This is a genomic window from Rhizobium sp. 2YAF20 (genome assembly GCF_052114685.1).
Classification (GTDB): domain Bacteria; phylum Pseudomonadota; class Alphaproteobacteria; order Rhizobiales; family Rhizobiaceae; genus Rhizobium.
Genome location: NZ_JBFRFF010000013.1, coordinates 47169 through 70877, shown reverse-complemented (window position 1 = coordinate 70877; position 23709 = coordinate 47169). Strand labels below are relative to the sequence as shown.

Sequence of the window (23709 nt, the reverse complement as noted above, 5' to 3'; positions counted from 1 at the left end):
GCACTTTGACCGGGCACGAAAACGGGATTTTGCATGCTGCATGTACTCTACTTCGTTCATGACCTAGCAGACCCGGCGGTTCGCCGCCGGGTACTGACATTGCAGTCCGGCGGCGCGAAAGTGACGCTGGCCGGTTTTCGACGCGATGAGAACGCGCTGGCGTCGATCAGCGACGTGACGCCGATCGAACTCGGGCGAACCCGCGATGCGCAATTCGTCCAGAGGATCGGGGCGATTGCAAAATCAGCGCTGTCGCTTCGCGGCGCCCTTGGGAATGTCGCCAAGCCCGACGTGATCATTGCCCGCAATCTCGAGATGCTGGCTCTGGCCAGTCGTGCGGTCTCGATCTTCGGCGGCGATGTACCGATCGCCTATGAATGCCTCGACATCCATCGGCTGCTTTTAAACGGCGGCATCGCCGGAAAGGCCATAAGGGGCGCCGAGCGCTATCTCGGGGCCAATGCCAAGCTTCTCCTCACCAGCTCACCGGCCTTTGTCGAGAACTATTTTGAGCAACTCTCTGGGCTCGACCTGCCAACGATGCTGCTTGAAAACAAGGTCATAGCGCTGGATGGAATTGCCGACGAGGCGACCAACGCGCCGCGCGCACCACTTGCCGGAGAGCCCTGGAAAATCGGCTGGTTCGGCGCGCTTCGTTGCAGCAAATCCTTGAGTTTGTTGGCAGAGTTTTCCCGCAGGATGGACGGTCGCTTCGAGATCGTATTGCGCGGCAGGCCGGCTGCGTCAGCCTTCGACGATTTCGACGGTTTCGTGAAGAACGAGCCGTTCATCCATTTCCATGGCCCCTACAAAAACCCGGAACATCTTCCCTCGATCTACAACGAGGTCCAATTCTCCTGGGCCATCGATTTTTTCGAGGAAGGCCAGAACTCCAATTGGCTGTTGCCCAACAGGCTTTACGAGGGCTGCCTCCACGGCGCGGTGCCGATTGCGATGGCCGGCACGGAAACGTCCCGTTTCCTAGTTGACCGGAAGATCGGCCTTACACTTCATAGTGCTGATCTTGATCACCTTGCGGCGCTCCTCGGCGATATGAGCGATCAAGCCTATCTCGATGCCCACTCAGCTGTTGTCGCGCATGACCGCAGCCACTGGATCATCGACCGCGCAGACTGCCAGATCCTGGTCGAGCGCCTTGCCTCGCTGACACGGCCGAGCCGGCCCGTTCTCCACCCACAGAACCTTACCCAACCACACCGCAACGAAGGTGGACTGCTATGAATACCGATATTCATTCAGATATGCGCAGCCTCATCATTATCCCCTGCCTGAACGAGGCACGGCATATCGAGGCGCTGATCGAAAAACTCGGCCGCGCGATCGACGAGCTCGACGCCCGGATCGTCGTGGCCGATGGCGGCAGCACGGATGGAACTCAGGAGATTGTTAGACGCCTTGCCGGTGCCGACCCCCGCATCCTCCTGATCGACAATCCGAAACGGCTGCAGAGCGCTGCTCTTAATCTCGCGGTCAAGGAGCTCGGTTTCGAATATGACTACCTCATCCGTATCGATGCTCATGGCGACTATCCTCTTGATTACTGCCAAAAGCTTGTCGAGGAAGCAATCGATACCGAAGCCGACTCGGTCGTCGTGGCGATGCGCACCATGGGTTTCAGCGCCTTTCAGAAGGCAACGGCCGTCGCGCAGAATTCCAAGCTCGGCAATGGCGGCTCCAAGCACCGCGAGGGTGCCAAGGGACACTGGGCGGACCACGGTCACCACGCACTGATGCGGATTGCCGCGTTCCAGGCGGTCGGCGGTTACGACGAGACATTCAGCCATAACGAAGATGCGGAACTCGATTACCGTCTGAAGAAGGCCGGATTCAGCATCTGGCTTACCGACAAGACGGCGATGACCTACTATCCAAGATCAAGCGTCAGCACGCTCTTCCGCCAGTATCTCGGCTATGGCCGCGGCCGTGCGCGCAACATCATGAAGCACGGCAGCATGCCGAGCCTGCGCCAGATGCTGCCCTTGGCGGTCGTTCCTATTTTCGTCGGCGCATTCCTTGCGATCCTCAACTGGATCGCCGTCATTCCGGTTGGGCTTTGGGCATTCGCCTGCGTCGGCTACGGATTCTGGATCGCGCTTGGCCAGAAGAACCCCTATGGGCCGCTTGCCGCGATCTCCGCCATGGTGATGCATTTTGCCTGGTCGGCGGGCTTCTGGCTGGAAATCCTTCGTTTCCGTGGCCGAAGGGTGGCTTCATGAGCCAAGCGCCAGACCGGAATGCCATTGAAGTCGATATCGCCGTCTGCACCTATCGCCGAGTGGAGCTCGATCGGACACTGCGTTCGCTCGCAGCTCTCAACATTCCCGTCGGCACCCGCATCCGCATCATCGTCGCCGACAACGATGTCACGCCAAGCGCAAGGACACGCGTCGATGCCATGCGCTCCGCCGTCCCCTTCGACATCACCTATGCGCATTGCCCGGCCTCGAATATCTCGATCGCCCGCAATACCTGCCTCGATCACGCCAGCGGCGATTTTCTCGCCTTCATCGATGACGACGAGACCGCCAGCCCTGGCTGGCTTGCGGCATTGCTGACAACAGCCGAGGCGACAGGCGCAGATGCCGTTCTCGGGCCAGCACGCGCGATCTATATGGAATCGGCACCCGCCTGGATGAAGAGGGGCGACTTTCATTCGACGCTGCCGGTCCGGGTACGCGGCAGGATCGAGACGGGCTACACCTGTAATGTGCTTTTGCGCCGCCGTGCCACATCTCTGACAAACGGGCGGTTCAATCTGGCGCTTGGGCGGACCGGCGGTGAGGACACCGAATTCTTCACCCATATGACCAGAGGCGGCGGTACCATAGCGTTTGCTCCTGAAGCATGGGTAGACGACCCGGTGCCCGAAAATCGCGCGTCGCTTTCCTGGCTTGCCAAGCGCCGCTTCCGTTTTGGCCAGACCCATGGCCGGCTCATGCAGGAAAGTTCGAAAGGAGCTGGCTTGGTCAGGAAGATTGCGGTTGCCGGCGCCAAAGCCGGTTATTGCTTTGCAGCAGCTGCGGCAAGCTCGGTCATGCCGATCCCGCGATATCGATATGCGCTTCGCGGCATCATGCACGCCGGAGTGGTCAGCGGGCTTCTGGGCATCCGCGAAATCGAGCAGTACGGCGCGTTGGAGAGCACATCGCAATGACGACCGAATTTACGCCCGACGTCAGCTTCATCATCCCCGCCTATAATGCGGCAACCACGCTTGAGCGCGCAATCGACAGCGCGCTGGCGCAAGGTGCCGTCAGCATGGAAGTGATCGTCGTCGATGATTGCTCCAAGGACGGCACCCGCGCGCTCGTCGAAAATCACACGGACCCGCGCGTCCGGCTTGTCGCGCTTGCCGTCAACGGCGGGCCTGGCGTTGCCCGCAACTGCGGCATCGAGGCGGCTCGTGGCCGGTGGATCGCAGTACTGGATTCGGACGACACCATTCGCCCGGACCGCCTGGCGCGGATGATCGCCAAGGCTGAGAAGGCCGGGGCGAACATTGTCGTCGACAATCTCGATGTCGTAACCTCGGAAGGGCAGCACAAGGATACCATGTTCCATGCGGACAGGCTCGCGCGCATGCCGGAGCTGACGCTTGCCGACTTCATCGCCTCCAATGTGCTGTTTCGCAACGAGCACAATTTTGGCTACATGAAGCCCGTCTTCGAGCGCAGCTTTCTTTTGGATAACGGCGTGCGTTTCGATCCTACGCTGAGGATCGGCGAGGACTATATTTTCCTGGCATCGGCCTTGGCAAAAGGCGCTCTCTGCGTCGTCGATCCGACACCGGGATATGTCTACTACATCAACGAAGGCTCGATTTCGCGCGTGCTGGAGCTGAAGCATGTCGAGGCGATGATGGCCGCAGACGCCAGGTTCCTGGCCGGCCATCAACTCGATGCCGCAGCGTCTGCGGCCCAGCGGCGACGCACCCGAAATCTCAACCGGGCCCATTCGTTCCTGACACTCGTCCAGAACATCAAGGACAAATCTTTGCGCGCAACATTGATGACCGCGATCCGCTCTCCGCAGGCGGTGTGGCTGCTCAAGTGGCCCATCATGGTGCGCCTCGAACGATTGATCACGCTTTTCCGGCGTGGTCATCATGTTGCTGCCGCTGAGGCAGCAAAGCTCCCCGCCCTCGGCGGTGGCCCTCACTCTACGAACAAAGGATAGAGCCATGGACCGCATCAAGAAGGTCAGAAAAGCAGTCATCCCCGTTGCCGGCAACGGAACCCGTTTCCTGCCCGCAACAAAGGCAATGCCGAAGGAGATGCTGACGATCGTCGACCGTCCCGTCGTACAATATGCCGTCGACGAGGCGATCGAAGCAGGGATCGAGCATATCGTTTTCGTGACCAGCCGGAACAAGGCGGTGATCGAGGATCATTTCGACGACCATCCCGAGCTTATTTCCTCGCTCAATCGCGCCGGAAAGACAGTCCAGGTTTCGGAGCTTCAGAGCCTGTTGCCGGCAGCCGGTTCGATCTCGTTTACGCGCCAGCAATCACCGCTGGGCCTCGGCCACGCGGTCTGGTGCGCTCGCGACGTGATAGGCGACGAGCCCTTTGCACTGCTTTTGCCAGACATGGTCTGCTACGGCGCGCGCGGCTGCATGTCCGGTCTCATGTCGCTCTACCAGGAGGTTGGCGGCAATATCGTTGCGGTCGAGGAATGCGACCCGCAGGAGACATCTAAATTCGGCATCGTCGGCCAAGGCGCAGCGGTCAGTCACGGCTTTGTCGTCACCCAGATGATCGAAAAGCCGCAACCATCAGAGGCTCCTTCGAACTTCTACCTCAACGGCCGCTATATCCTGCAGCCCGAGATATTCGATATCCTGGCGCGGCAGGAACGCGGTGCCGGCAACGAGATCCAATTGACCGACGGTATGCGCCGCCTTTCGGAGACGCAGACATTCCACGGCCAGGCCTATGACGGCCGGACCTTCGATTGCGGCTCGAAGCAAGGCTTCATCGAGGCCAACGTCGCCTTCGCATTGGCGCGCGCCGATATCGGAGACCTCGTCTACGAGTCGATCCGAAACATGATTCTGTCGCACGAAACGCAGGTGAAAGCGGCATAGGGTCTGCTTCTCAGGGTCGGCGGCGTCTTGTCTTCCGCCGACCCTAAGATACGGACCCGAGGTCAGATTACTCCCCGATAAGGCGGCTGCCATGAACCAGAACAATTTCACCTTTCACAGTGCTCTTCCCAAAGCGGAGGACACCGACAGTTTCATCGACCTCGAGAAGCTGCTGGCAATCGTGACGCGTCGCGGCCGCACGATCGGCGCCTGTGTTGGGGTATTGATCGCCCTTGCAGTTGTCTATCTGCTGTTTGCAACGCCAGTCTACACCTCGATGACGCAGATACTGCTCGACGAGAGCCTGTCGAAATATTCCTCGGACACGGTGTCGCCGGCGGCCAGCAGCCAACAGGCCGACATGGAAATCTCAAGCGCCGTCGAAATCCTGAAATCCAATGAAATGGCGCTGCGCGTCGTAGACACCGCCGGGCTGAGCGACAACGAAACAATCCTCCATCAGCCAATGTCGCCAATGAGCCTGATCAAATCGGGCGCGAAGCTCGTGGCAAGCATGGTCACGTTAGGTGGCCCGGCGATGTCGGAGGACGAGGCACGCGAGGCGAGACGCCAGACTGCTGCGGCGCTGCTGCAGGAAAATGTCACGGTAGAGCGGGTAATGCGCAGTTCGGTGATCGCGCTGTCGTTCCGCTCCACCGACCCTCAGCTTGCGGCCAAGATCACCGCCGCCTATGCCGACGCCTATCTGACCGATCAGCTAAACGCCAATTTCGACGCGACGGAGCGAGCATCCGTCTGGCTGCAGGAGCGGTTGAACGACCTTCGCCAGCGGGCGCAGCAGGCCTCTCTCGAAGTCGAGAAATACAAGGCCGACAACGGTCTGACCTCGACGGGCGGCGAACTGATGTCCGAGCAACAGCTTGCCGACCTCAACAAGCAGTTGATCATCGCCCAGGCTGATACGGCGAGCGCATCCGCCCGGTTCAACCAGTTCAAATCGATCATCGACCAGGGACCGGACGGTGCCGTCAAGAATGCAACGATCTCGTCCGCATCCGGCCAGGTGAATAATACCAGCCTGCAGGATCTGAAGAACCGGTATCTGACGGTTCAAAAGCGTGAACAGGAGATCATTCAGGATTTCGGCGCCCAGCATCCCCAGGCCGTTGCTCTGAAGACAGAACGGGAAGATATCACCCGCCAGATTTTCCAGGAATTGCAGCAGCTGACGGCGAGCTACAGCAATGAATACGACGTCGCCCGCTCACGCGAGGCCTCGCTTCGCGAAAACATCCAGGGCGTGGTCGGCAAGAACTCCGAAGCCAACAAGTCCGTCGTTCATCTGAACGAACTCGACCAGAAGGCCAAGGCACTGAAAACGCTTTACGAGTCCTATCTCGGGCGCTTCGAGGAAGCTTCGCAGCAGCGCTCATTTCCGATCGCCAAGGCCCGCGTGATCTCGCAGGCCGGCGTTCCGACCGCGCCATCCAGCCCGAAAAAGACGATGGTAATGGCCCTGTCGGCGGTTCTCGGCCTCATGATCGGCTGCGGATTTGCCGGCTTCCAGGAGTTCCGCGAACGGTTCTTCCGCGTAGAGGCGGATGTCAGGACCAATCTCGGGCTTAAGTTCCTGGGTTACCTGCCGCTGCTTGGTCGGGCGGCGCGGCCCAAGACACGCTTCTGGTACCAGAAGCCTGATCAAAAAGTCCTTGTCCCGCCGCGCGAGACCGAGGGGAATGTCGGCTTCGATCGGATGATGCGCGTTGCCGTAGACTCGCCGCGCTCGATCTTCGCCGAGACGCTGCGAAACGCCAAGCTTGCAAGCGACGTCATGCTGCAGGGCCGGACCGACCGCGTCATCGGCGTGGTGTCTGCTCTTCCGGGAGAAGGAAAGTCGACGACAGCGGCCAATTTCGCGGCCTTGCTGGCTTCCAGTGGCAAGCGCACCCTGTTGATCGATGCCGACTTGCGCAATCCAGGACTGACCCGCATGTTGAAAACGGTGCCGAAGACCGGCTTGATCGAAGCGGCCCTCGGCGAGGTGCCGTGGGCAAGTGCCGTCAGGGTCGATCCGCGGACCAAGCTGGCCATCCTGCCCGTCGTCCTTCGCGACCACCTTCTTCACACCAGCGAACTTCTGTCTTCGCCCGGCATGATGAACCTGATGGATGCCGCGCGAAAGATGTTTGACTATGTGGTTGTCGACCTTGCGCCGCTTGCACCCGTGATCGACGCGAAGGCCTTCGCGCCACAGGTGGATGCCTTCATCTACGTTGCCGAATGGGGCGCGACCCCGACGAGCATGGTCAAGAACCTGCTGGAACAGGAGCCACAGATCAACGCGAAGATCCTCGGCGTCATCCTCAACAAGACGGACATGTCCGAGCTTACCCGCTACAGCGAATTTGGCGGCACCGAGCGCTACCGCCAGAAATATGTCAGCTATTACACCGAAGAAGAGACGACCAAGGTCGAAGAAAAGGCCTGACGGACATGAAATGGCGCGCCCGGTGTTTCATCGCCCCTGGCGCGCCAGCCTGTTTTCGCGCCATACGGTGAATATCCCCGCACCCACCACGATGATCGCCCCAATCACCATGTTGAAATTCAGTACCTCGCCGAACACGAGGGCACCGATCGCAGACGAAAAGACGAGCTGGAGATAGGTCAGGGGCTGGACGACAACGGCATCCAGCAGATCGTAGGCGCGAATGAGGAAATAGTGGCTCGACATGCCAGTCAGGCACAGCAGCCCCATCCATATCCAGTCATGCGGTGCAAGTGGCGTCCAGAAAAACGGCCCAACGCAGGTCATCGCAACGGCACCGACGACAGCGGTATAAAAGAAGCTCGTAATCGCCGGATCCTCGCGGCTCGCGAGCCGGGTGGCGATCACATACAGCGAAAACAGCAATGCCCCGACGATCGGCACCAGCACCTTCACATCAAACCCGCCGGCCTGTGGCTTTAGGATGAACAGCACGCCGACAAAGCCGACCGCAATCGCGGTCCAGCGCCGCCAACCGACCTTCTCGCCGAGGATGGGAACCGAAAGCAGGGCCACCATCAACGGTCCCGACGAAAAGATCGCCTGCGAATGGGCCAGTCCGACCCAGACAAAGGACGTGATCGCGATGACGATCTGCGTCGAAAGCAGAAGCCCGCGCAGGATCTGGAGCCAAGGCCGCTTGGTGCGCACCACCGTCTTGAGGCCGCCGTTCGACCTTGCCGCCAGGGCGACCGCGAACAGCATGAAGGCCCAATAGCGGATCATCGCCACGAGCAGTGGCGGATAGGCACTGACAAGATGTTTTGAAATCCCGTCCTGGACGGCAAATATGCTGATCGCCAGCAAGGTGAAGAGATAGCCGCTCTTGTTGGATTTCATGGCTGTTTTTAGGGACATTTAAGCTGGGGGTATCCTGAAGCGGTCGTGCACTCACTAACGGCGCGCGATCGTCAATAAGCGATGCTTCACATTATGCATAGAGGTGCGGGATACCCAGCACGGCGCTTTTGCCGAAATCGGCCGCTACCTGCCTTGGCGGCTTGCGACAAAACTCGCGAAACCATCGATAAAGGCGGCGAGATTGCGGCTGACCTTCTCGTCCGTAATCCGGCCATCGGCGTCGAAGACCATGCCGGCGCGTGAAACCATCAGCCGGCCACCGAACCAGGGGTCTGTCCCCAATGTTCGAAGCACTGGAAGCCACGCGCTCTGGCTGAGGATAGTCCCGAAATTGCCCGGCGAAGCACCGAGAACTGCAACGGGTCTCGCGCCGAAAATACGGGCAATGTCGGCGGAGGGTCGCGTCATCCAGTCGATGGCGTTCTTGAACACACCGGGTATGGAATTGTTGTACTCCGGCGTGAAAAGTATCAACCCATCTGCTCCGGCAACCAGTTCCTTCAACTCCTGCACCTTTGCCGGTATGCCATCGGCCGTTTCAACATCGGCGTCGTAGAGCGGAACGCCGTGGATCGTCGCAGCGATCAGATCCACGCCTTCGGGCGCAAGTCCAACCGCGGCATGGAGCAATGCGGTGTTGAAGGATCCCTTGCGGAGGCTTCCGGATATCCCAACCAATTTCATCCCGATCTCCCGTCGCCCTTCGGTTACCCGGGGAACAGATTGACTACCGGTCGGCCGTCGTCAAGCCTTGTCGGCCACAGTATCGAGATGATCGAGGAATGCCTTGAGTTCGGCGGCGTCGATGGCGACATGATGCGGTTTTGCAGGATAGCTGCCCGATGTCACATCTGCGACGAATTCCGAAAAAGCCGCTATTCGCTCCTGCTGCAGGCGGTCGTATTCGGCGGCGAAATTGCGGTAGACCTTGGCGTGGCGTGGATAGTGACCTCGGTTGGCGCCAAGCACGTCTTCGGAAAACAGATACTGGGCGTCACAACCGGCACCGGCGCCCATCGATAGCATCAGCATTGACGTGCGGGCGCTGATGGCCCCGGCCACCTCCCCCGGTACGACCTCGATCTCGGCAGCAAAGGCGCCGGCGGCCTCCAGCGCTTTTGTCTGGCGCCAGATTTCCACAGCGCTTGTGACCGACTTCCCGACAGCGCGAAAGCCTCCGGTCCAGGTGGCTTTGGATGGCACAAGACCGACATGGCCGCAGACCGGAATTCCCTCATCCCGCATGCGCCGGACAGTCTGCAGGCTGGCAGCGCAATAGACGGCATCGCCGCCGGCTCTCAATGCCGCGAACGCACCACGCAGATAGTCCACCGTGGTGACGAACTCGCCATATTCGAGGCCGGGAAAGGCAAAACAGGTGGGCGCGGCATCGCGGAAGGCAGGCGTCAGCAGCCCCGGTGGCACCGAGAGCAAATCGACGCCGGCCCTTTCTGCGGCCTCGGCTTCCTCGAGCGTCTCGACGCGCAGCATTGTCAGCTGCCGCGTGCCCTTCATCGACAGGAGATCGGCGACGGTCGGCCTCAAATGCTTCCTCATGGAATTTCCTTGTCATGCGGTCAGATGGATGGACTTGGCAGCGATTGGCTCAAGCGGCCAACAGAGACTTCAATTTCACATGGCTGGCTGTGAGCGCTGCCGGATCCGGATGGGCGCGGACGGCAATCAGCATTTCGGCAAGCCGGATATCCCGGGCGATCACATTGCCACGGCCGACACCGCTCGCAGCAAGCAAGCGTCCTGCATCGTCCAGATGGAACAGCAGAAAGGCACTGTCACCAAGTTCGCGACGCAGAATGATTGTGGCGCCTTCGGCCAATCCGGTAATCTGCAAAGTGAGATCATATTGATCCGACCAGAACCACGGCACCGCCAAAATCGGTTCATTGGCGCCCATCATGTTGGCCGCGGCTAACGCTCCCTGCTCCTGGGCATTGCGCCAGGACTCCAAACGCACGCGCCGGCCGTCATAAAGTGCCAGCGGAAATGAGCAGCAATCGCCAGCGGCATAGATGTCCGGCGCCGAGGTCTGCAGCCGATCGTTGACGGCGATACCGTTGTCGATCGCGAGCCCCGATGCTTCCGCCAGGGCGATATTCGGAAGAGCCCCGATGCCGACAAGTATGATATCAGCAGCAATGACCCCGCCATCCGCAAGCCGAATTCTGGCCGCCTCATTGTCTTCCTCCAGTGAAGAAATCGCCTCGCCGCAACGAATGACGACACCCTCGCCGCGATGCCGTTCGACGATGACATCGGCTATTTCTTCAGGCACGCCGCGCTTCAACACACGCGTCAGACCTTCGACAACGGTCACATTGGCGCCCAGTTTGCGAGCCGTGGCTGCAAGTTCGAGGCCGATGAAGCCGCCGCCGATAACAGCAATATGTTTGCCCGGCATCATGGCGTCGCAAAGCGCCAGCGCATCGGCATGCGTTCGCAGCGACTTGACCCGACCCGCCGAATTCAAAGTGCCAGGAAATGGGCGCGCGTCGGCACCGGTTGCCAGCAGCAGCTTGTCAAAGCCGATTAAGCGGCCATCCGACAGAGTGACGGATTTTCCCACGGCATCGATATCCAAGGCCGTAACGCCGATCAGCAAATCGATACCGGCTTCGGCGTAGCGCGAGGGCGGCGCCACGTATTTTGGCGCGTGCGAATGCGCCAGCGTTTCCTTTGAAAGCGGCGGCCGCTCATAGGGCGCAATTGGCTCGGTTCCAATCAGCGTGATCGCCCCGTCGAAGCCCTTTTCCCGAAGCGCGAAGGCAGCGCGGGCGCCGCATTCCCCTGCCCCGACGATGACGAAATGCGACATCGCGGGCACCTCAGATGGAAATGAAGACGGCGCCGTCTTCAACCTTTACCGGATAAGTCGCAAGGTTGATGCATACCGGCGCGCCCTTTGCCTCTCCCGTCCTGTAGTCGAAGCGACCATTGTGCTTCGGACATTCGATGATCTCATCCATGACGAGGCCGTCGGCCAGATGCACCTTTTCGTGGGTACAAAGGCCGTCGGTCGCGAAATACTCGTCATCAGGGCTCCGGTAGACAGCAAAAGTCCGGCCGGCATGGTCGAAGCGGATGACATCCTCTTCGTCGATCTCATCGGCAGCACAGACTTCGACCCAATTTCCGCTCATGTCTTCCTCCCTTGGGGCATTCTTCTTGTGGTACGGATTCCGCAGCGCTATTGGGCAGCAGCCGGCGTGAGCTCCGCATGGAACTCTTCGCGGTAAGGCCTTGCCATCGCCGGCAATTCGCGCCTCAGATAATAGTCCTCGTTGCGCAGCTGGCGCACGAAGGCCGGCACCATCTCGCGATAGCCCTCGATCATCGAGCGGTTCGGGGCCGGCAGGTCATGCTTGATCAGCGCATGCAGCCGCGGCAGCGCGTGATAGGGCACCATCGGAAACATGTGGTGCTCGACGTGGTAGTTCATGTTCCAATAGATGAAGCGGCTGATCGGGTTCATGTAGACCGTGCGGCTGTTCAGCCGGTGGTCAACGACATTGTCGGCCAGCCCGCCATGCTGCAGCAGGCCGGTCAGGACGTGATGCCATGCGCCATAGAGGCGCGGCAGACCGACGAGCACGAGGGGTAGCCACGAGCCCATCGCGATGGCGGCGGCGATTGTGAGCACATAGATCGCCGACCAGATGCGGGCGATCGTGACGGCTCTCTGCCGCTCCTGTTCGGGGATAAAAGTCTGTTCCGCTGCACTGATGTTGCCGGAGGCGTTGCGCACCATGTCCATCATCGCGTAGCCGACATCGAGAATGCCGAAAAAATTGAGCATCAGCCGCAGCAGATCCGGTGGCCGCATCACGGCAATCTCCGGATCGCGGCCGACGATGACCGTATCGGTATGATGGCGCGTGTGGCTCCAGCGCCAGGTGACCGGATTGCGCATGATCATAAAGCAGGCAATCTGATAGACGACGTCGTTCATCCAACGCGTTTTGAAGGCGGTGCCATGACCGCATTCATGCCAGCGACTGTCCGATGCCGAGCCATAGAGGACACCATAGGCGAGGAAGAACGGCACGCACCACCAGCTGCCCCAGAAATAGATGCCCAGTCCGGCAAAGACCAGCATCGAGCCTATCCAAATGACCGTATCGCGGATCGCGGCCGCGTCGGAACGCTGCATCAGCGCCTTCATTTCCTTGCGCGGGATGTCTGTGTGATACCATTGCGCTGCCGCCAGCCCCGTTTCGACCGCAGTGCGGCCGCTTTGGCCAAGCAGGTCGTAATCACGCTTCGTCATCTGGTTCGTCATGGTCGCCTCCGGGGATGGCACCGCCGCTCCCATATCGTCGCGACGAAGGATAGGTTGACTTTCCGCTTGCCTCAATGCTGCAATGATGGAATCTATCAAAACACATCATTATCGCGTATCATAGATGATGGAAGCCATCAGGAGCCAGCATGCGCCGTCCTACGATTACAGACCTTGCCAAAGCGTCAGGCGTCAGCGTTGCAACGGTCGACCGAGTGTTGAACGGGCGCCACCGGGTACGGGAGGAGACGGCACGGCGGGTCTATGACGCCGCGCAGTCGATCGGCTACCACGCCGTCGGCCTGCTGCGGCAACGGGTTTTTGAAGATCTGCCGCAATATCGGTTCGGCGTCGTGCTTCAAAAGCCAAATCAATCCTTCTACCAAGCCTTCGCCAAAGAATTGGAGACGGCGGCGCACGCCGTCACGAACGCGCGCATCCACATGCAGATCGAATTTTCGGCAGCATCGACACCGGCGGCGATCATCGAAAAACTAAAGGCGGTCTCATCCAGGTGCCGGGCAGTGGCGCTGGTGGGTCCCGACTATCCCGCCGTGAGCACTGTCGTAGAGGAGTTGAAGGAGCGCGGCATACCCGTGTTCTCGCTACTCTCCGATCTGGCGACCGGCGTCCGCAATGCCTATATTGGGCTCAACAACCGCAAGGCCGGGCGCACCGCCGCCTGGATGATTGCCAGATCGGCACGCAAACCGGGGAAAGTCGCCTGTTTTGTCGGGAGCCATCGCTTTCACGGGCATGAGCTGCGTGAGATTGGCTTGCGATCCTACTTCCGTGAGAATGCGCCCGACTTCGAGGTTCTCGACACACAGGTAAATCTCGAAACCGAGGAAATCACCCATGAGGCGACGCTGAACCTGGTGCAGAAGCACCCGGACCTGGTCGGCCTCTATATCTGCGGCGGTGGGATGGAGGGCGCGATCTCGGCAATTCGCGAGGAGGGCCTTGCCGGCAAACTCATTACCGTCGTCAGCGAGCTGACGCCCGATTCAAAGGCTGCACTTGCCGACGATGTCGTGACAATGGCGATCGGGACGCCACTGCCCACACTGTGCAAGGAACTCATGGCGCTGATGGTTGACGCGGTGGAGCGAGGCGATACCGCCGTGCCTGGCCAGTTCTTTCTGCCATTCGACATATTCATATCAGAGAATATCTGAGGGTACGCCCCGGAATATGAGAGAATTCCATCAACGAGACCCAATTTCTATCATCGATGAGGGATGGGACGGAGGTTCGTACATGGATTGCCGCTGATATATTCAGTAGGCATTGATAGAGAGCTACGGTTCCATCGATCGGAGCCGGCTCAAGGAGAGGAACGACAAATATGAATTCCATTCGTTTTGCGCTGAACCATATGTGCGCGCCATCGATGCCGATCGACGATTTCTTTGCTATGGCGAAATTGCTGGATGTGCATTCCGTGGAAATCCGCAACGACCTTGCCGGCAATGCAATTCTTAACGGAACCCCGGCAGCTGTGATCAAGGCTTCGGCTGCCGTCTGCGGGATGACGATCATCTCGATCAATGCCCTGCAACGGTTCAACGAGTGGAATGACACACGCGCAGAAGAAGCTCGGGCTTTGATCGACTATGCCAGCGATTGCGGCGCCAAGGCCCTCGTTCTGGTTCCGATCAACGACGGCAGCGGCAGGCAGGACGGCATCCGCCAGGCCAATCTCCTAACTGCGCTTCAGGCGTTGAAACCGATGCTGGATGCGGCGGGGATCATTGGCCTGGTCGAGCCGCTCGGCTTTGCGATCTGCTCGCTAAGCTCCAAGCGCGAAGCCGCCGCCGCAATCGACCATCTCGGCGCCCAGTCGACATTCAAGCTTGTGCACGACACATTTCATCATCATCTTGCCGGCGAGAATGCGATCTTTCCGGCGATGACCGGATTGGTGCACCTATCCGGGGTCAGCGATCCTGACGTAACGATCGCTGATATGCGCGATCCCCATCGCGTCCTCGTCGATGAGAACGATCGTCTGGACAATGTCGGACAGATAAAGGCCCTGAGGGAAGCCGGGTATATCGGCCCGTTCTCCTTCGAGCCCTTCGCGTCCGATGTCCATGCGCTGGAAAAGCCGGCTGTCGCCCTGAAGGCCAGCATGGAATATCTGGCCTCCGGCGTTTAGCAAGATCGGCACTACGCCCGATCAGTGGATCGGGCGCAACAGGCGCAACGCATTCATCGTGACCAGGACAGTCGCACCGGTGTCGGCAAGAATGGCGGGCCACAACCCGGTGATGCCGGCAATGGTCGTGACCAGGAACACCGCTTTCAATCCGAGCGCAATGGTGATGTTCTGGCGGATGTTGCCCATCGTGCGCTTCGATAGCCCGATCATCTTTGCGATGTCGCCGATCCTGCTGTGAAGGATGGCGGCATCGGCCGTTTCCAGGGCGACGTCCGTTCCACCGCCCATCGCTATGCCGACATCGGCGGCGGCAAGCGCCGGCGCGTCGTTAATGCCGTCCCCGACCTTGGCGACGACCAGGCCCTGGGCCTTCAGCTCGCCGACGATCCGCTGCTTGTCCTGCGGCATCAGCTCGGCGCGAACCTCGATGGCCAGCTGCTTGCCGATCGCCTGTGCGGTCCTGTCGTTGTCGCCGGTCAGCATGATGATCCTGACGCCGCTGTCTGCAAGAGCGTTCAACCCCGCTTCTGCATCAGGACGAGCCTCATCGCGCATGGCGATGGCGCCAGCAAGAATTCCGCCAACGACGAGGACGGAAACCGTCTTGCCGTCGTCGTTGAGCGCGCTCACCCGTTGCTTCTGTTCGATCGAAACAGGCGCGTAGTCTTCAACCGCCTGCGGCGAGCCGAAGAAGACGGCGACCCCGTCAACCGTCGCTGTTAGGCCCTTTCCGCCAATAGCCTTGGCGTCAGCTGCAGCTGGGATCTTCAGCTCGTCGGCGACAGCCTTGGCAACCACGGCTGCGGCAAGCGGATGACTGGACCCCCTCTCCAGCGCCGCCGCATATCTAAGAATATCGGCCTCGTCAGAACCGAACGAGATGACATCGGTCACCCTTGGTTTGCCCTCGGTCAGCGTTCCTGTCTTGTCGAATGCCACGACATTGATCTTGCCGAGAGCTTCGAGGACGGCCCCGCCTTTCAGCAGCAGACCGCGCCGCGCACCAGCCGAAAGAGAGGCGGCAATTGCCGCGGGCGTCGAGATGACCAGGGCGCAGGGGCAGCCGATCAGCAGAATTGCTAGACCCTTATAGATCCATTCGCTCCAGAGCCCGCCGAAGAGCATTGGCGGCACGATCGCGACTAGAGCGGCAACGGCAACGACGCCTGGCGTATAATAGCGCGAGAAGCGATCGATGAAGCGCTCCATCGGAGCCCTGGATTCCTGGGCTTCTTCAACCAGTCGCACGACGCGTGCGATCGTGTTGTCAAAAGCCGCTGCGGTTACAAGAACACGCAGCGCGGCCTCGCCGTTGACCGTGCCGGCAAAGACCTTTGCGTCGATACCTTTGCGAACGGGCGTGCTTTCGCCCGTGACTGGCGCCTCGTCGAGGCTGCTTTCGCCCGAGAGTATAACGCCGTCGGCCGGAACCCGATCGCCGGGGCGAACCAGGATGACGTTTCCAACTTCGAGGCCTTCTGCTGGGACCTCGTCTATCTCGCCGTGTTCCTCAAGAAATGCCGTCTTTGGCACGAGTGTCGTCAGGGATTGAATGCTTGCGCGCGCCTTCCCGGCAGCGACCCCCTCCAGCAGCTCGCCGACGAGAAACAGGAACACGACGGTTGCTGCCTCCTCGCCGGCATTGATAATGACCGCGCCGACGGCCGCGATCGTCATCAGCATCTCGATGGAGAACGGTGTACCGGCAAATGCCGCCATAAATGCGCGGCGGGCGATCGGCAGCAGACCGATCAGCATTGCGGCAATGAAGATATAGGGTTCTATCGCCGGAGCGAAGCGACTGCCGACGTAGGCGACAACGAGCGCCACGCCCGAGGCAATTGCCATGCGCGCCTTATTGCTCTGCCACCAGGGTCCGGTTGGTGGTGCATTGTCGTGAGCGTGAAGGACTTCGACTTTGGCTGCGGCTCGACCGTGTTTGCCGTGCGCTGAATGGTCATGGCCCGCGTGATCGTGGCCGGCATGATCGTGATCGGCCTGTCCACAACCGGGATGATCATCGATGTCGTATTCATGGGCATGCGTGGGCTTGGCACCCTTTGCGGCCAGGGGATGGACGGTGTAGCCAAGGCCGGTCACTTTTTTCTCGAGTGCATTGAGATCGCTGCCATTGCCATGGCGAACCGTCATCGTCCCAGCTGTCACCGAAATCGAGACATCCTCGACGCCTGGAATCCGCCGCACCGCCGTGTCGATCTTGGTGGCGCAGGAGGCGCAATCCATGCCACCCACTCTGTACCGCGTCTGCGTTGCCTCAGTCATGATCCGCTTCCTTGTCAAACAGAAGCAACCTTCCTACATCCTCTAGTCACTAGAGGTGCAAGAGCAAAATGATAAAAAAAATCACAATAGGCGAAGCGGCCCGCCAAAGCGGCGTGAAAGTGTCGACCATCCGCTACTATGAAGGTATCGACCTGCTTGTGCGTCCAGACCGGACAGAAGGCAATCAACGCTGCTTTGAGAGATCGGATATCCGCCGCCTCATTTTCATTCGTCACGCGCGCGAACTTGGTTTCGATATCGACGCCATTCGCACCCTTTTGACACTTCAGGACGACCCCCATCAATCCTGCGCATCGGCTGACGGTATTGCCAAGGCGCGGCTCATCGAGGTCGAACAACGAATTCGCAGCCTCGCCGCGCTGAAGGCGGAGCTCGAATTGATGATCGATGGATGCGGACATGGTCGCGTCGATCAATGCAGGGTTATCGAAGTCCTCGCCGACCATAGCCAATGCGCCCATGTTCATCACTGACAGACGTTGCCCCTGCCTAAGATCGACGGTATCGAAATGCCGGGGCTGCTTGGAAAGCCCGGATTTGCTGCTATAGCCTGCCACCTGGATGGCCGCCTTGACGGCGCCGAACCGGCGATCCCAGATGCTTGGCAAGGGCCCGCGATGTCGCCGCTTGCCTCGGATTGGTTCAGCTCTTTACCGACCCGGCCGCCATGCCAGCGAGGAAGTAGCGTTGGGCAATCAGATACAGGAGCAAAAGCGGGAGCGATCCCAGCACGCTCATCGCCATCATCTCGTTCCATTCGAACGCATGTTGGCCCATCAGCAACTCGATACCAATGGGAACTGTCCGCATGTCCATCGACTTCGTCAAAGTCAGGGCAAAGAGGAATTCGTTCCATGCCAACAGGAACGTATAGACGGCGGTTGCGACGATGCCAGGCACCGACAGCGGAATGATCACACGCCACAGCGCCGTCCAACTTGACCCGCCATCAACGAGCACTGCCTCATCAAGCTCCCTTGGCAGGGTGTTGAGATAGCCGGTCATCAGAAGGATCGCATAGGGCAGGGTGAAGACCATGTAAGTCAAAATCAGCGCAAAATAGGTGTTGAAAATGCCAAAGGCGACGACCATGCCAAAATAGGGGATCAAAAGCGTGATGGGCGGCACGGTCTGCGTGCTGATGATGAACACGTTCAGCGTATTCTTGAGCCGGAATGAATACCGACTAAAGCCATAGGCCGTCAGGATGGCGATCAGCAACGTTAGAAACGTTACTACTCCCGCGACGAGATAGCTGTTGAGAAAGAAGCGAACCTTCGTTGGGTCGTTGAAGATCGAAAGATAGGCCACGTTGGTGAAATGGTCGGGCAGCAGCCTTGGCGGCAGGGCAAAGATTTCGGTGTTTGACTTCAAGGATGTGAAAAACATCCACAGGATCGGAAAGCCCGCAAAGACCAGACCAACCGCAAGCCCGAGATATGTCAGGATGGTCGGCAGTACGGTGCGACTGAGAGAACGCTTTGCCATTGCTCGTCACCTGGCCTTTTGATGTTTGATGTAGAAATATGTGGCGCCCATCGAGATGATCAGAATGAAGATTGCGCTGGCCGAAGCGCGGGAAAATTCGTAGCTCGAAAAGGCAAGTTTGTAGGTGTAGGTGCTCAGCACCTCGGTCGAGTAGATCGGACCACCCCCCGTCGTCATCCACACCAGGGGGAAGACCTGCATGGTCCAGATGAAGTCCAGCAAGGCAATGCTGATGATGATCGGCATCAACTGCGGGATCGTGATGTAGCGGAATTTCTGGAACTCATTGGCGCCGTCAATGCCGGCAGCCTCGTAGAGATCCTTGGGGATGCCCTGAAGGCCAGCGAGAAGGCTGACCATATAGAGCGGGTACCCCGCCCAGATGTTCGCAAATGTCAAAGCATGCAGCGCGGTTTTCGTTGAAGAGAACCACTCGACTTTGAAGTTTACAATATGGAGCGTCATCAAGATGCTGTTGATCACGCCGTTCGGATCGAGAAGCAGCCGCCAGATGATGGCGATGATCACCGCTGTAAACAGCCACGGGAGAATATAGAGAACCCGCAGGATACTCCTGATCAGCGGATCTATCCGCTGGGAGTTCAACAAAAGGGCAAAGGCCAACCCAATCAGAAAGTGGAAAATGACACTCATCACCGTGAAGTAGAGTGTCTGTGCGACCGACTGCCAGAAGATCGGATCTTGGAAGATCGTCACATAGTTCAGCAATCCTATGAAATGCGCATCCTTTTTCATGATCGCGCCATCCATCAGCGAATAGCGCAGAACGGTTATCATCGGAAACAGCATCAGCAGACAAAACAGAAACGTGGCCGGGGCAACGTAGAAGTAGGGAACAAGCCTCTTTCTTGTCCTGTAGGAAAGCATGCCAGGCTTGCGCCTTTTCGCTTGCGTCCGGATCAGAGTTTCTGTGGCAAGGCTCATGAGATGTGATTCCGCTTGATCGTGAAACGTAGCCGTCCGTCCCGATGCAGCGGCAGCGCGATAGATCCAGTCGCGCTGCCTTAAATCTTTAAAGGTTGCCTACTTGGCGAATTCGGCCAACCACTGCTTTTGCGTATTGGCAGCCGCCTCCTTTGCCGTTTGCTGACCGTCGAACATCTTTTGCACTTCGACGTTCATCTGCCGCATCAGATCTTCGGCGACCGGCAGACCGACAAACTCATTGGCAAGACGGCCGCTCTGGAAGATCTTGAAGGCTTCTTCAAACAGCGGGTCCGACTTGGAAAAATCGGGCTTGGCATGCACATTGCCGGGGAAGGCATTGGCGACCGATACCAAGCGGCTGTTCACTTCCGGGCTCATTAGATATTCAACAAGCTTCCAGGCTTCCGCCTTGTGCTTGCTGCTGTCGCTGATACCGATGCCCCAGGAAGCATAGGGCAGCCCGCGCTTGCCGGTATAGCCGTCGACAGCTGGAAGGGCCGAGATGCCGAACTTCAGATCGGGGTTTCGCTTGCGGATGAGATTGATGTGCGCCAACGAGTCGATCATCATTCCGACGCGCCCGTTGACAAACTCTTCGACCTTGTCCTGTTCCTTCTTGGCAAAAATACCGGGCGAGATGACGCCGGCGTCCTGCAGCGACTTGATGTATTCAAGTGTGCCGACGACAGAGGCGTTTTCCAGATCAGGCTTGCCATCCTTCAGCATGGATGCTCCCGATGCCCAGACCCAGGACATCACGTCATTCTGGATGCCGCCGGGATTTTGCAACGAAAGCGGTAGCACCCAGCCGTACTGGTTCTTGTCCGCACTGGTCATCTTCTTGGCGGCGGCGGCGAATTCCGTGCGGTTTGTCGGCATCTTGTCGACACCGGCGGCCTTTGCGAGATCGAGGTTGACGAAGACCGGGTAGACGAACGAGGCAAGCGGAAACATGACGCTTTGTCCGTTGACCTTGATGATGTCCGCGATTTGGCTCTTATCATACTTGGCGTCAGCCATCAGGCTGTCCATCGAGGCGATTGCGCCCTGCTTTGCCAAGCCGTTGACCCACGCTCCGTCGAGACCGACGACATCGCTGAGCGTACCCGACGCGGCACCGACAACAATCTGATCATGGGTTGCAGAATAGGGGCCGCTGACGAGTGTGACCTTGATGCCGGGGTTTGCAGCCTCGAAACCGTCCATGATGCTTCGCAAAGCACCGGCGGGCATTTCGGGCTCCCACCATTGAATGAACTCAAGGTTGGTCTCAGCAAAGGCGCAGGTGGCACACAGTGCCCAGACAGCCACAGCGGACGTAGCCGCCGTGATATATCTTCTGACGTTCATGTTTCCCTCCCATAGGAACGATATTTTGCTCGATCCTCCCGATCGCCATCAAAGTAGGTTCCTTTCGAGGTCTGTCTGTCAACGAAGAACTGCAGCAGGGAAAAGAAACCAGGCTGAATGGCGCGATAAAATTGACGTAACCAATTGATTAATTAAGATTTTATCCAAGGATTTCGTGATCCTTTTTTCTATCCCGCACGTTGCTCGTGTCGCTTTTTTTCTTTACTTTCGTAAACAAATGAAAGCGATGCCACACAAAAGAAAACAAATGAAAGGCGGCTTGATCGGGGGAAAGTGGGGTTTGGCGGGTCGTGTGCGTGTCGACATCACAACTTGCAAGCTGCCAACCAACGGATGGCTTGGGGCTCAGCTTATTAGCGGCCTCCGACAGGACTCGACCTCCGGCTGCAAAGTCTCGGGGGTCCGAGACGACTGACGCCTCCCGCTCTCGATGGAAGCAAAAGTTGGGCGTCCGATCTTACCAACCAGATCCGCTATCGCGGACCATGGGAGATTGCCAGATGCGTTTGTGGGTCGAAGAAGTGTAACTTGGCCGTATCCAGGCCCAGATTAATTCTTGTGCCCGGCTGGACCACGCTTATGGCTTCGAACTTCGCGACCGCGTTTGCCGCCCCGCTCAAGTCCTCGACAGCATCGGGGTCACCGGAATCGATGCGCACTGCTTCGACATTCAAATGAACGATCAGTTCGGAGCCCAGTTCCTCGATCGATCTTACAGCGGCCGGTATGGTCGGGTAGCGTGATCCCGATTCCAGACTGCTGTCGTAAAGGTCTTCGGGGCGAATGCCGAAGATGACCGTCTGGCCCTCGAATGCTGCCAAACGGGGAGAGTGCTCGAATGCGGTCGTCGATAACGGTATGGAAAAGGTCGGCAGATTGATCCTGCCGTTTTGTAAACGACCTTCGAACAGGTTCATTGACGGCGAGCCGATGAAACCTGCGACGAAGGCATTGACTGGCCGACTATACAACGTCTTTGGCGTGTCGACCTGCTGAAGGACCCCGCCCTTCAAGACCGCGACCCGGTCGCCCATGGTCAAGGCTTCGGTCTGATCGTGTGTTACATAGATCGTCGTTACACCCAGCTGTCTTTGCAGGCTGACGATTTCCGCACGCATTTGCACCCGCAGCTTGGCATCGAGGTTTGACAGGGGCTCGTCCATGAGAAATGCCGCCGGTTCGCGCACCATTGCGCGCCCCATGGCGACCCGCTGCCGTTGGCCGCCCGATAGCGCCGCGGGTTTGCTGTCGAGCAGCGTATGCAACTGAAGGATTTTTGCTATTTCATTGACCCGCTTCGTGCGTTCGGCCTTACTCTTGCCTGCAAGCTTCATCGAAAAGGCAATGTTGTCGAACACTGTCATATGCGGATACAGGGCATAGCTTTGAAAGACCATCGCTATATCCCGATCCTTTGGCGAGAGATCCTCGACATTCTCTCCACCGATGCTCAGGGTTCCGCTGCTGATCTCCTCCAGCCCCGCAATCATGCGCAATGCCGTCGATTTTCCGCATCCCGAAGGGCCGACGAGAATGAGGAACTCGCCGTCATTTATCGTCAGGCTTAGATCCTTGATTGCGTGGAATTTCGTTCCAAAGGTCTTGCAAATCTTGTCCAATACAACAACAGCCACGGCACTTCCTCCCTACGATCATCGCCACCTGGTCCTCCGGACAACCCCTCCCCGGCACTGATCGAAGGCACCGACGTGATGAACTCTCAGTCTGGCGGCGCAATCGGTCTAGGCACGGACGCATTTTCCCCCGCCATCCATGCCAGACATGCGCTTTGATCTGGCAGAGCCATACGACCACCCGGGCCTGTCACCGAGATCGCCGCTGCCGCAGTTGCGTAAACGGCGCAGGCGACAGGCTGCTTTCCCTGTATAAGAGCAAAGGCATAGGCACCGTGAAAGCAATCACCGGCGCCGGTCGTATCGACCGCTTTGACCTTGTAGGCCGGAACATGCCACAAAACGACGTCCCCTGTCTGCCGGACGTAGGATCCGCGCTCTCCGTCGGTTAGAACGACGGCAGCACGGTCGTCCGACCAAAGCTTGCGAAGGATCAAGGTTGGATCTGTTTCGCAGCAATAGGCCTGCGCAAATTTCAATGGCAATACGAGATGGTTGGACAGGCTTATCAATCGTTCGGTTGCAGGCCCGATCGTCCATTCAATGTCTGCCACCACTGAAAGCCCCAGCCTGCGGGCGCGCTCAACGATCATATCGGTGTGAGTTGCATAGCCGTCGATCAACAGCACCTGGGCTTGCGCAAGCGTGCTATCGCTGAGCGCCTCGCAGGTTCCGTGCGGCACATCATCGTCATAGGCAATAAATCTGTCGCCTTCAGGTCCGACCGTGATAACCGAACGTATCGGCCTGGCATCGGGACGGCGCGGCGCAAAGGATATATCAACCCCGTGCCGTTCAAGCTCGCGGGCGCTGACATCGCCGAGAGGCTGATCACTTAGCCAGCCGATGAAGCCGGCCCGCCCCCCCAGCTTTGCGACCGCAACAAGGGCCGTTGCTACATTGCCGCCATGGTCCTGGGTGCGATTTGTCACTTTCCCCTTGCCGGCGCTCAAGGGTCGGTCGACATAAATGATATCGTCGATCGCCAAGGCCCCAAAGCCTAAAACCTGAAGGTCTTGTGTCACC

Annotated in this window: 21 protein-coding genes; 9 read left to right on the top strand and 12 right to left on the bottom strand. The window is 58.8% G+C overall.

Translation table 11 applies throughout. The annotated features are described in order from the left end of the window. The first annotated feature begins 33 nt into the window (after positions 1–33). The 6 genes from AB4Z52_RS16965 (at position 34) to AB4Z52_RS16940 (ending at position 7556) form a co-directional block, all read left to right on the top strand. On the top strand, positions 34–1242 hold the full coding sequence (locus AB4Z52_RS16965) for a glycosyl transferase family 1 (RefSeq protein WP_442219098.1): 1209 nt from the start codon (positions 34–36) through the stop codon (positions 1240–1242). Next, positions 1239–2237, top strand: a complete 999-nt coding sequence (locus AB4Z52_RS16960) for a glycosyltransferase family 2 protein (protein ID WP_442219097.1) — start codon at positions 1239–1241, stop codon at positions 2235–2237. Before AB4Z52_RS16965 ends, AB4Z52_RS16960 begins: the two co-directional genes overlap by 4 nt. Further along, a complete protein-coding gene (locus AB4Z52_RS16955; RefSeq protein WP_442219096.1) occupies positions 2234–3175 on the top strand; it encodes a glycosyltransferase in 942 nt (313 codons plus the stop codon). The genes AB4Z52_RS16960 and AB4Z52_RS16955 overlap by 4 nt, the downstream gene beginning before the upstream one ends. Next, positions 3172–4197 carry a glycosyltransferase family 2 protein gene (locus AB4Z52_RS16950; protein WP_442219095.1) on the top strand — a complete coding sequence of 342 codons (1026 nt, stop codon included), beginning with the start codon at positions 3172–3174 and terminating at the stop codon, positions 4195–4197. The genes AB4Z52_RS16955 and AB4Z52_RS16950 overlap by 4 nt, the downstream gene beginning before the upstream one ends. A gap of 4 nt (positions 4198–4201) precedes the next feature. Next, a complete protein-coding gene (locus tag AB4Z52_RS16945; protein ID WP_442219094.1) occupies positions 4202–5107 on the top strand; it encodes a UTP--glucose-1-phosphate uridylyltransferase in 906 nt (301 codons plus the stop codon). A 91-nt stretch (positions 5108–5198) separates the two neighbouring features. Further along, positions 5199–7556 (top strand): polysaccharide biosynthesis tyrosine autokinase, encoded by a 2358-nt coding sequence (locus AB4Z52_RS16940; RefSeq protein WP_442219093.1) that lies wholly within the window; start codon positions 5199–5201, stop codon positions 7554–7556. A 27-nt stretch (positions 7557–7583) separates the two neighbouring features. On the opposite strand, the gene AB4Z52_RS16935 is transcribed toward AB4Z52_RS16940, so the two are convergent. The 6 genes from AB4Z52_RS16935 to AB4Z52_RS16910 form a co-directional block, all read right to left on the bottom strand. Then, positions 7584–8456, bottom strand: coding sequence for a DMT family transporter (locus AB4Z52_RS16935; protein WP_442219149.1), 873 nt, complete (start codon positions 8454–8456; stop codon positions 7584–7586). A 144-nt stretch (positions 8457–8600) separates the two neighbouring features. Then, positions 8601–9161, bottom strand: a complete 561-nt coding sequence (locus tag AB4Z52_RS16930) for an NADPH-dependent FMN reductase (protein WP_442219092.1) — start codon at positions 9159–9161, stop codon at positions 8601–8603. A 60-nt stretch (positions 9162–9221) separates the two neighbouring features. Continuing rightward, on the bottom strand, positions 9222–10034 hold the full coding sequence (locus tag AB4Z52_RS16925) for a 3-methyl-2-oxobutanoate hydroxymethyltransferase (protein ID WP_442219091.1): 813 nt from the start codon (positions 10032–10034) through the stop codon (positions 9222–9224). Positions 10035–10083: 49 nt separating this feature from the next. Then, positions 10084–11310, bottom strand: a complete 1227-nt coding sequence (locus AB4Z52_RS16920; protein ID WP_442219090.1) for an NAD(P)/FAD-dependent oxidoreductase — start codon at positions 11308–11310, stop codon at positions 10084–10086. A gap of 10 nt (positions 11311–11320) precedes the next feature. Further along, on the bottom strand, positions 11321–11635 hold the full coding sequence (locus tag AB4Z52_RS16915) for a MocE family 2Fe-2S type ferredoxin (protein WP_442219089.1): 315 nt from the start codon (positions 11633–11635) through the stop codon (positions 11321–11323). A gap of 47 nt (positions 11636–11682) precedes the next feature. Then, the gene (locus tag AB4Z52_RS16910; protein ID WP_442219088.1) at positions 11683–12774 is read right to left on the bottom strand and encodes a fatty acid desaturase family protein; all 1092 of its coding nucleotides are present in this window, start codon (positions 12772–12774) and stop codon (positions 11683–11685) included. 149 nt (positions 12775–12923) lie between these two features. Between AB4Z52_RS16910 and AB4Z52_RS16905 the strand changes: the two genes are divergently transcribed. Further along, positions 12924–13952 (top strand): LacI family DNA-binding transcriptional regulator, encoded by a 1029-nt coding sequence (locus AB4Z52_RS16905; protein WP_442219087.1) that lies wholly within the window; start codon positions 12924–12926, stop codon positions 13950–13952. Positions 13953–14122: 170 nt separating this feature from the next. Then, positions 14123–14935 (top strand): TIM barrel protein, encoded by an 813-nt coding sequence (locus AB4Z52_RS16900; RefSeq protein WP_442219086.1) that lies wholly within the window; start codon positions 14123–14125, stop codon positions 14933–14935. A gap of 21 nt (positions 14936–14956) precedes the next feature. Here AB4Z52_RS16900 and AB4Z52_RS16895 read toward each other — a convergent pair whose 3' ends face one another. Then, positions 14957–17221: a heavy metal translocating P-type ATPase gene (locus AB4Z52_RS16895; RefSeq protein WP_442219085.1), complete on the bottom strand. Its 2265-nt coding sequence runs from the start codon at positions 17219–17221 to the stop codon at positions 14957–14959. A 71-nt stretch (positions 17222–17292) separates the two neighbouring features. On the opposite strand from AB4Z52_RS16895, the gene AB4Z52_RS16890 reads away from it, so the two are divergent. Beyond that, complete coding sequence (locus AB4Z52_RS16890; RefSeq protein ID WP_442219148.1) at positions 17293–17715, top strand: MerR family transcriptional regulator; 423 nt, start codon at positions 17293–17295, stop codon at positions 17713–17715. A gap of 169 nt (positions 17716–17884) precedes the next feature. On the opposite strand, the gene AB4Z52_RS16885 is transcribed toward AB4Z52_RS16890, so the two are convergent. The 5 genes from AB4Z52_RS16885 to AB4Z52_RS16865 form a co-directional block, all read right to left on the bottom strand. Next, positions 17885–18730, bottom strand: a complete 846-nt coding sequence (locus AB4Z52_RS16885; RefSeq protein WP_442219084.1) for a carbohydrate ABC transporter permease — start codon at positions 18728–18730, stop codon at positions 17885–17887. Positions 18731–18736: 6 nt separating this feature from the next. Next, on the bottom strand, positions 18737–19675 hold the full coding sequence (locus AB4Z52_RS16880; protein ID WP_442219083.1) for a carbohydrate ABC transporter permease: 939 nt from the start codon (positions 19673–19675) through the stop codon (positions 18737–18739). Positions 19676–19774: 99 nt separating this feature from the next. Further along, the gene (locus AB4Z52_RS16875) at positions 19775–21028 is read right to left on the bottom strand and encodes an ABC transporter substrate-binding protein (protein ID WP_442219082.1); all 1254 of its coding nucleotides are present in this window, start codon (positions 21026–21028) and stop codon (positions 19775–19777) included. A gap of 494 nt (positions 21029–21522) precedes the next feature. Beyond that, positions 21523–22683 (bottom strand): ABC transporter ATP-binding protein, encoded by a 1161-nt coding sequence (locus tag AB4Z52_RS16870; protein ID WP_442219081.1) that lies wholly within the window; start codon positions 22681–22683, stop codon positions 21523–21525. 86 nt (positions 22684–22769) lie between these two features. Next, entirely contained in the window at positions 22770–23708 is a 939-nt protein-coding gene (locus AB4Z52_RS16865; RefSeq protein WP_442219080.1) for a PfkB family carbohydrate kinase, read from the bottom strand. Position 23709 lies beyond the last annotated feature (1 nt).

Excerpts from the sequence above, each read along its gene's own strand:
- AB4Z52_RS16930 (WP_442219092.1), bottom strand. The coding sequence starts at position 9,161 with ATGAAATTGGTTGGGATATCCGGAAGCCTCCGCAAGGGATCCTTCAAC.
- AB4Z52_RS16895 (WP_442219085.1), bottom strand. The coding sequence starts at position 17,221 with ATGACTGAGGCAACGCAGACGCGGTACAGAGTGGGTGGCATGGATTGC.
- AB4Z52_RS16875 (WP_442219082.1), bottom strand. The coding sequence starts at position 21,028 with ATGAACGTCAGAAGATATATCACGGCGGCTACGTCCGCTGTGGCTGTC.
- AB4Z52_RS16905 (WP_442219087.1), top strand. The coding sequence starts at position 12,924 with ATGCGCCGTCCTACGATTACAGACCTTGCCAAAGCGTCAGGCGTCAGC.
- AB4Z52_RS16880 (WP_442219083.1), bottom strand. The coding sequence starts at position 19,675 with ATGAGCCTTGCCACAGAAACTCTGATCCGGACGCAAGCGAAAAGGCGC.
- AB4Z52_RS16920 (WP_442219090.1), bottom strand. The coding sequence starts at position 11,310 with ATGTCGCATTTCGTCATCGTCGGGGCAGGGGAATGCGGCGCCCGCGCT.
- AB4Z52_RS16945 (WP_442219094.1), top strand. The coding sequence starts at position 4,202 with ATGGACCGCATCAAGAAGGTCAGAAAAGCAGTCATCCCCGTTGCCGGC.
- AB4Z52_RS16885 (WP_442219084.1), bottom strand. The coding sequence starts at position 18,730 with ATGGCAAAGCGTTCTCTCAGTCGCACCGTACTGCCGACCATCCTGACA.
- AB4Z52_RS16965 (WP_442219098.1), top strand. The coding sequence starts at position 34 with ATGCTGCATGTACTCTACTTCGTTCATGACCTAGCAGACCCGGCGGTT.
- AB4Z52_RS16915 (WP_442219089.1), bottom strand. The coding sequence starts at position 11,635 with ATGAGCGGAAATTGGGTCGAAGTCTGTGCTGCCGATGAGATCGACGAA.
- AB4Z52_RS16955 (WP_442219096.1), top strand. The coding sequence starts at position 2,234 with ATGAGCCAAGCGCCAGACCGGAATGCCATTGAAGTCGATATCGCCGTC.
- AB4Z52_RS16960 (WP_442219097.1), top strand. The coding sequence starts at position 1,239 with ATGAATACCGATATTCATTCAGATATGCGCAGCCTCATCATTATCCCC.
- AB4Z52_RS16910 (WP_442219088.1), bottom strand. The coding sequence starts at position 12,774 with ATGACGAACCAGATGACGAAGCGTGATTACGACCTGCTTGGCCAAAGC.
- AB4Z52_RS16950 (WP_442219095.1), top strand. The coding sequence starts at position 3,172 with ATGACGACCGAATTTACGCCCGACGTCAGCTTCATCATCCCCGCCTAT.
- AB4Z52_RS16925 (WP_442219091.1), bottom strand. The coding sequence starts at position 10,034 with ATGAGGAAGCATTTGAGGCCGACCGTCGCCGATCTCCTGTCGATGAAG.
- AB4Z52_RS16900 (WP_442219086.1), top strand. The coding sequence starts at position 14,123 with ATGAATTCCATTCGTTTTGCGCTGAACCATATGTGCGCGCCATCGATG.
- AB4Z52_RS16940 (WP_442219093.1), top strand. The coding sequence starts at position 5,199 with ATGAACCAGAACAATTTCACCTTTCACAGTGCTCTTCCCAAAGCGGAG.
- AB4Z52_RS16935 (WP_442219149.1), bottom strand. The coding sequence starts at position 8,456 with ATGAAATCCAACAAGAGCGGCTATCTCTTCACCTTGCTGGCGATCAGC.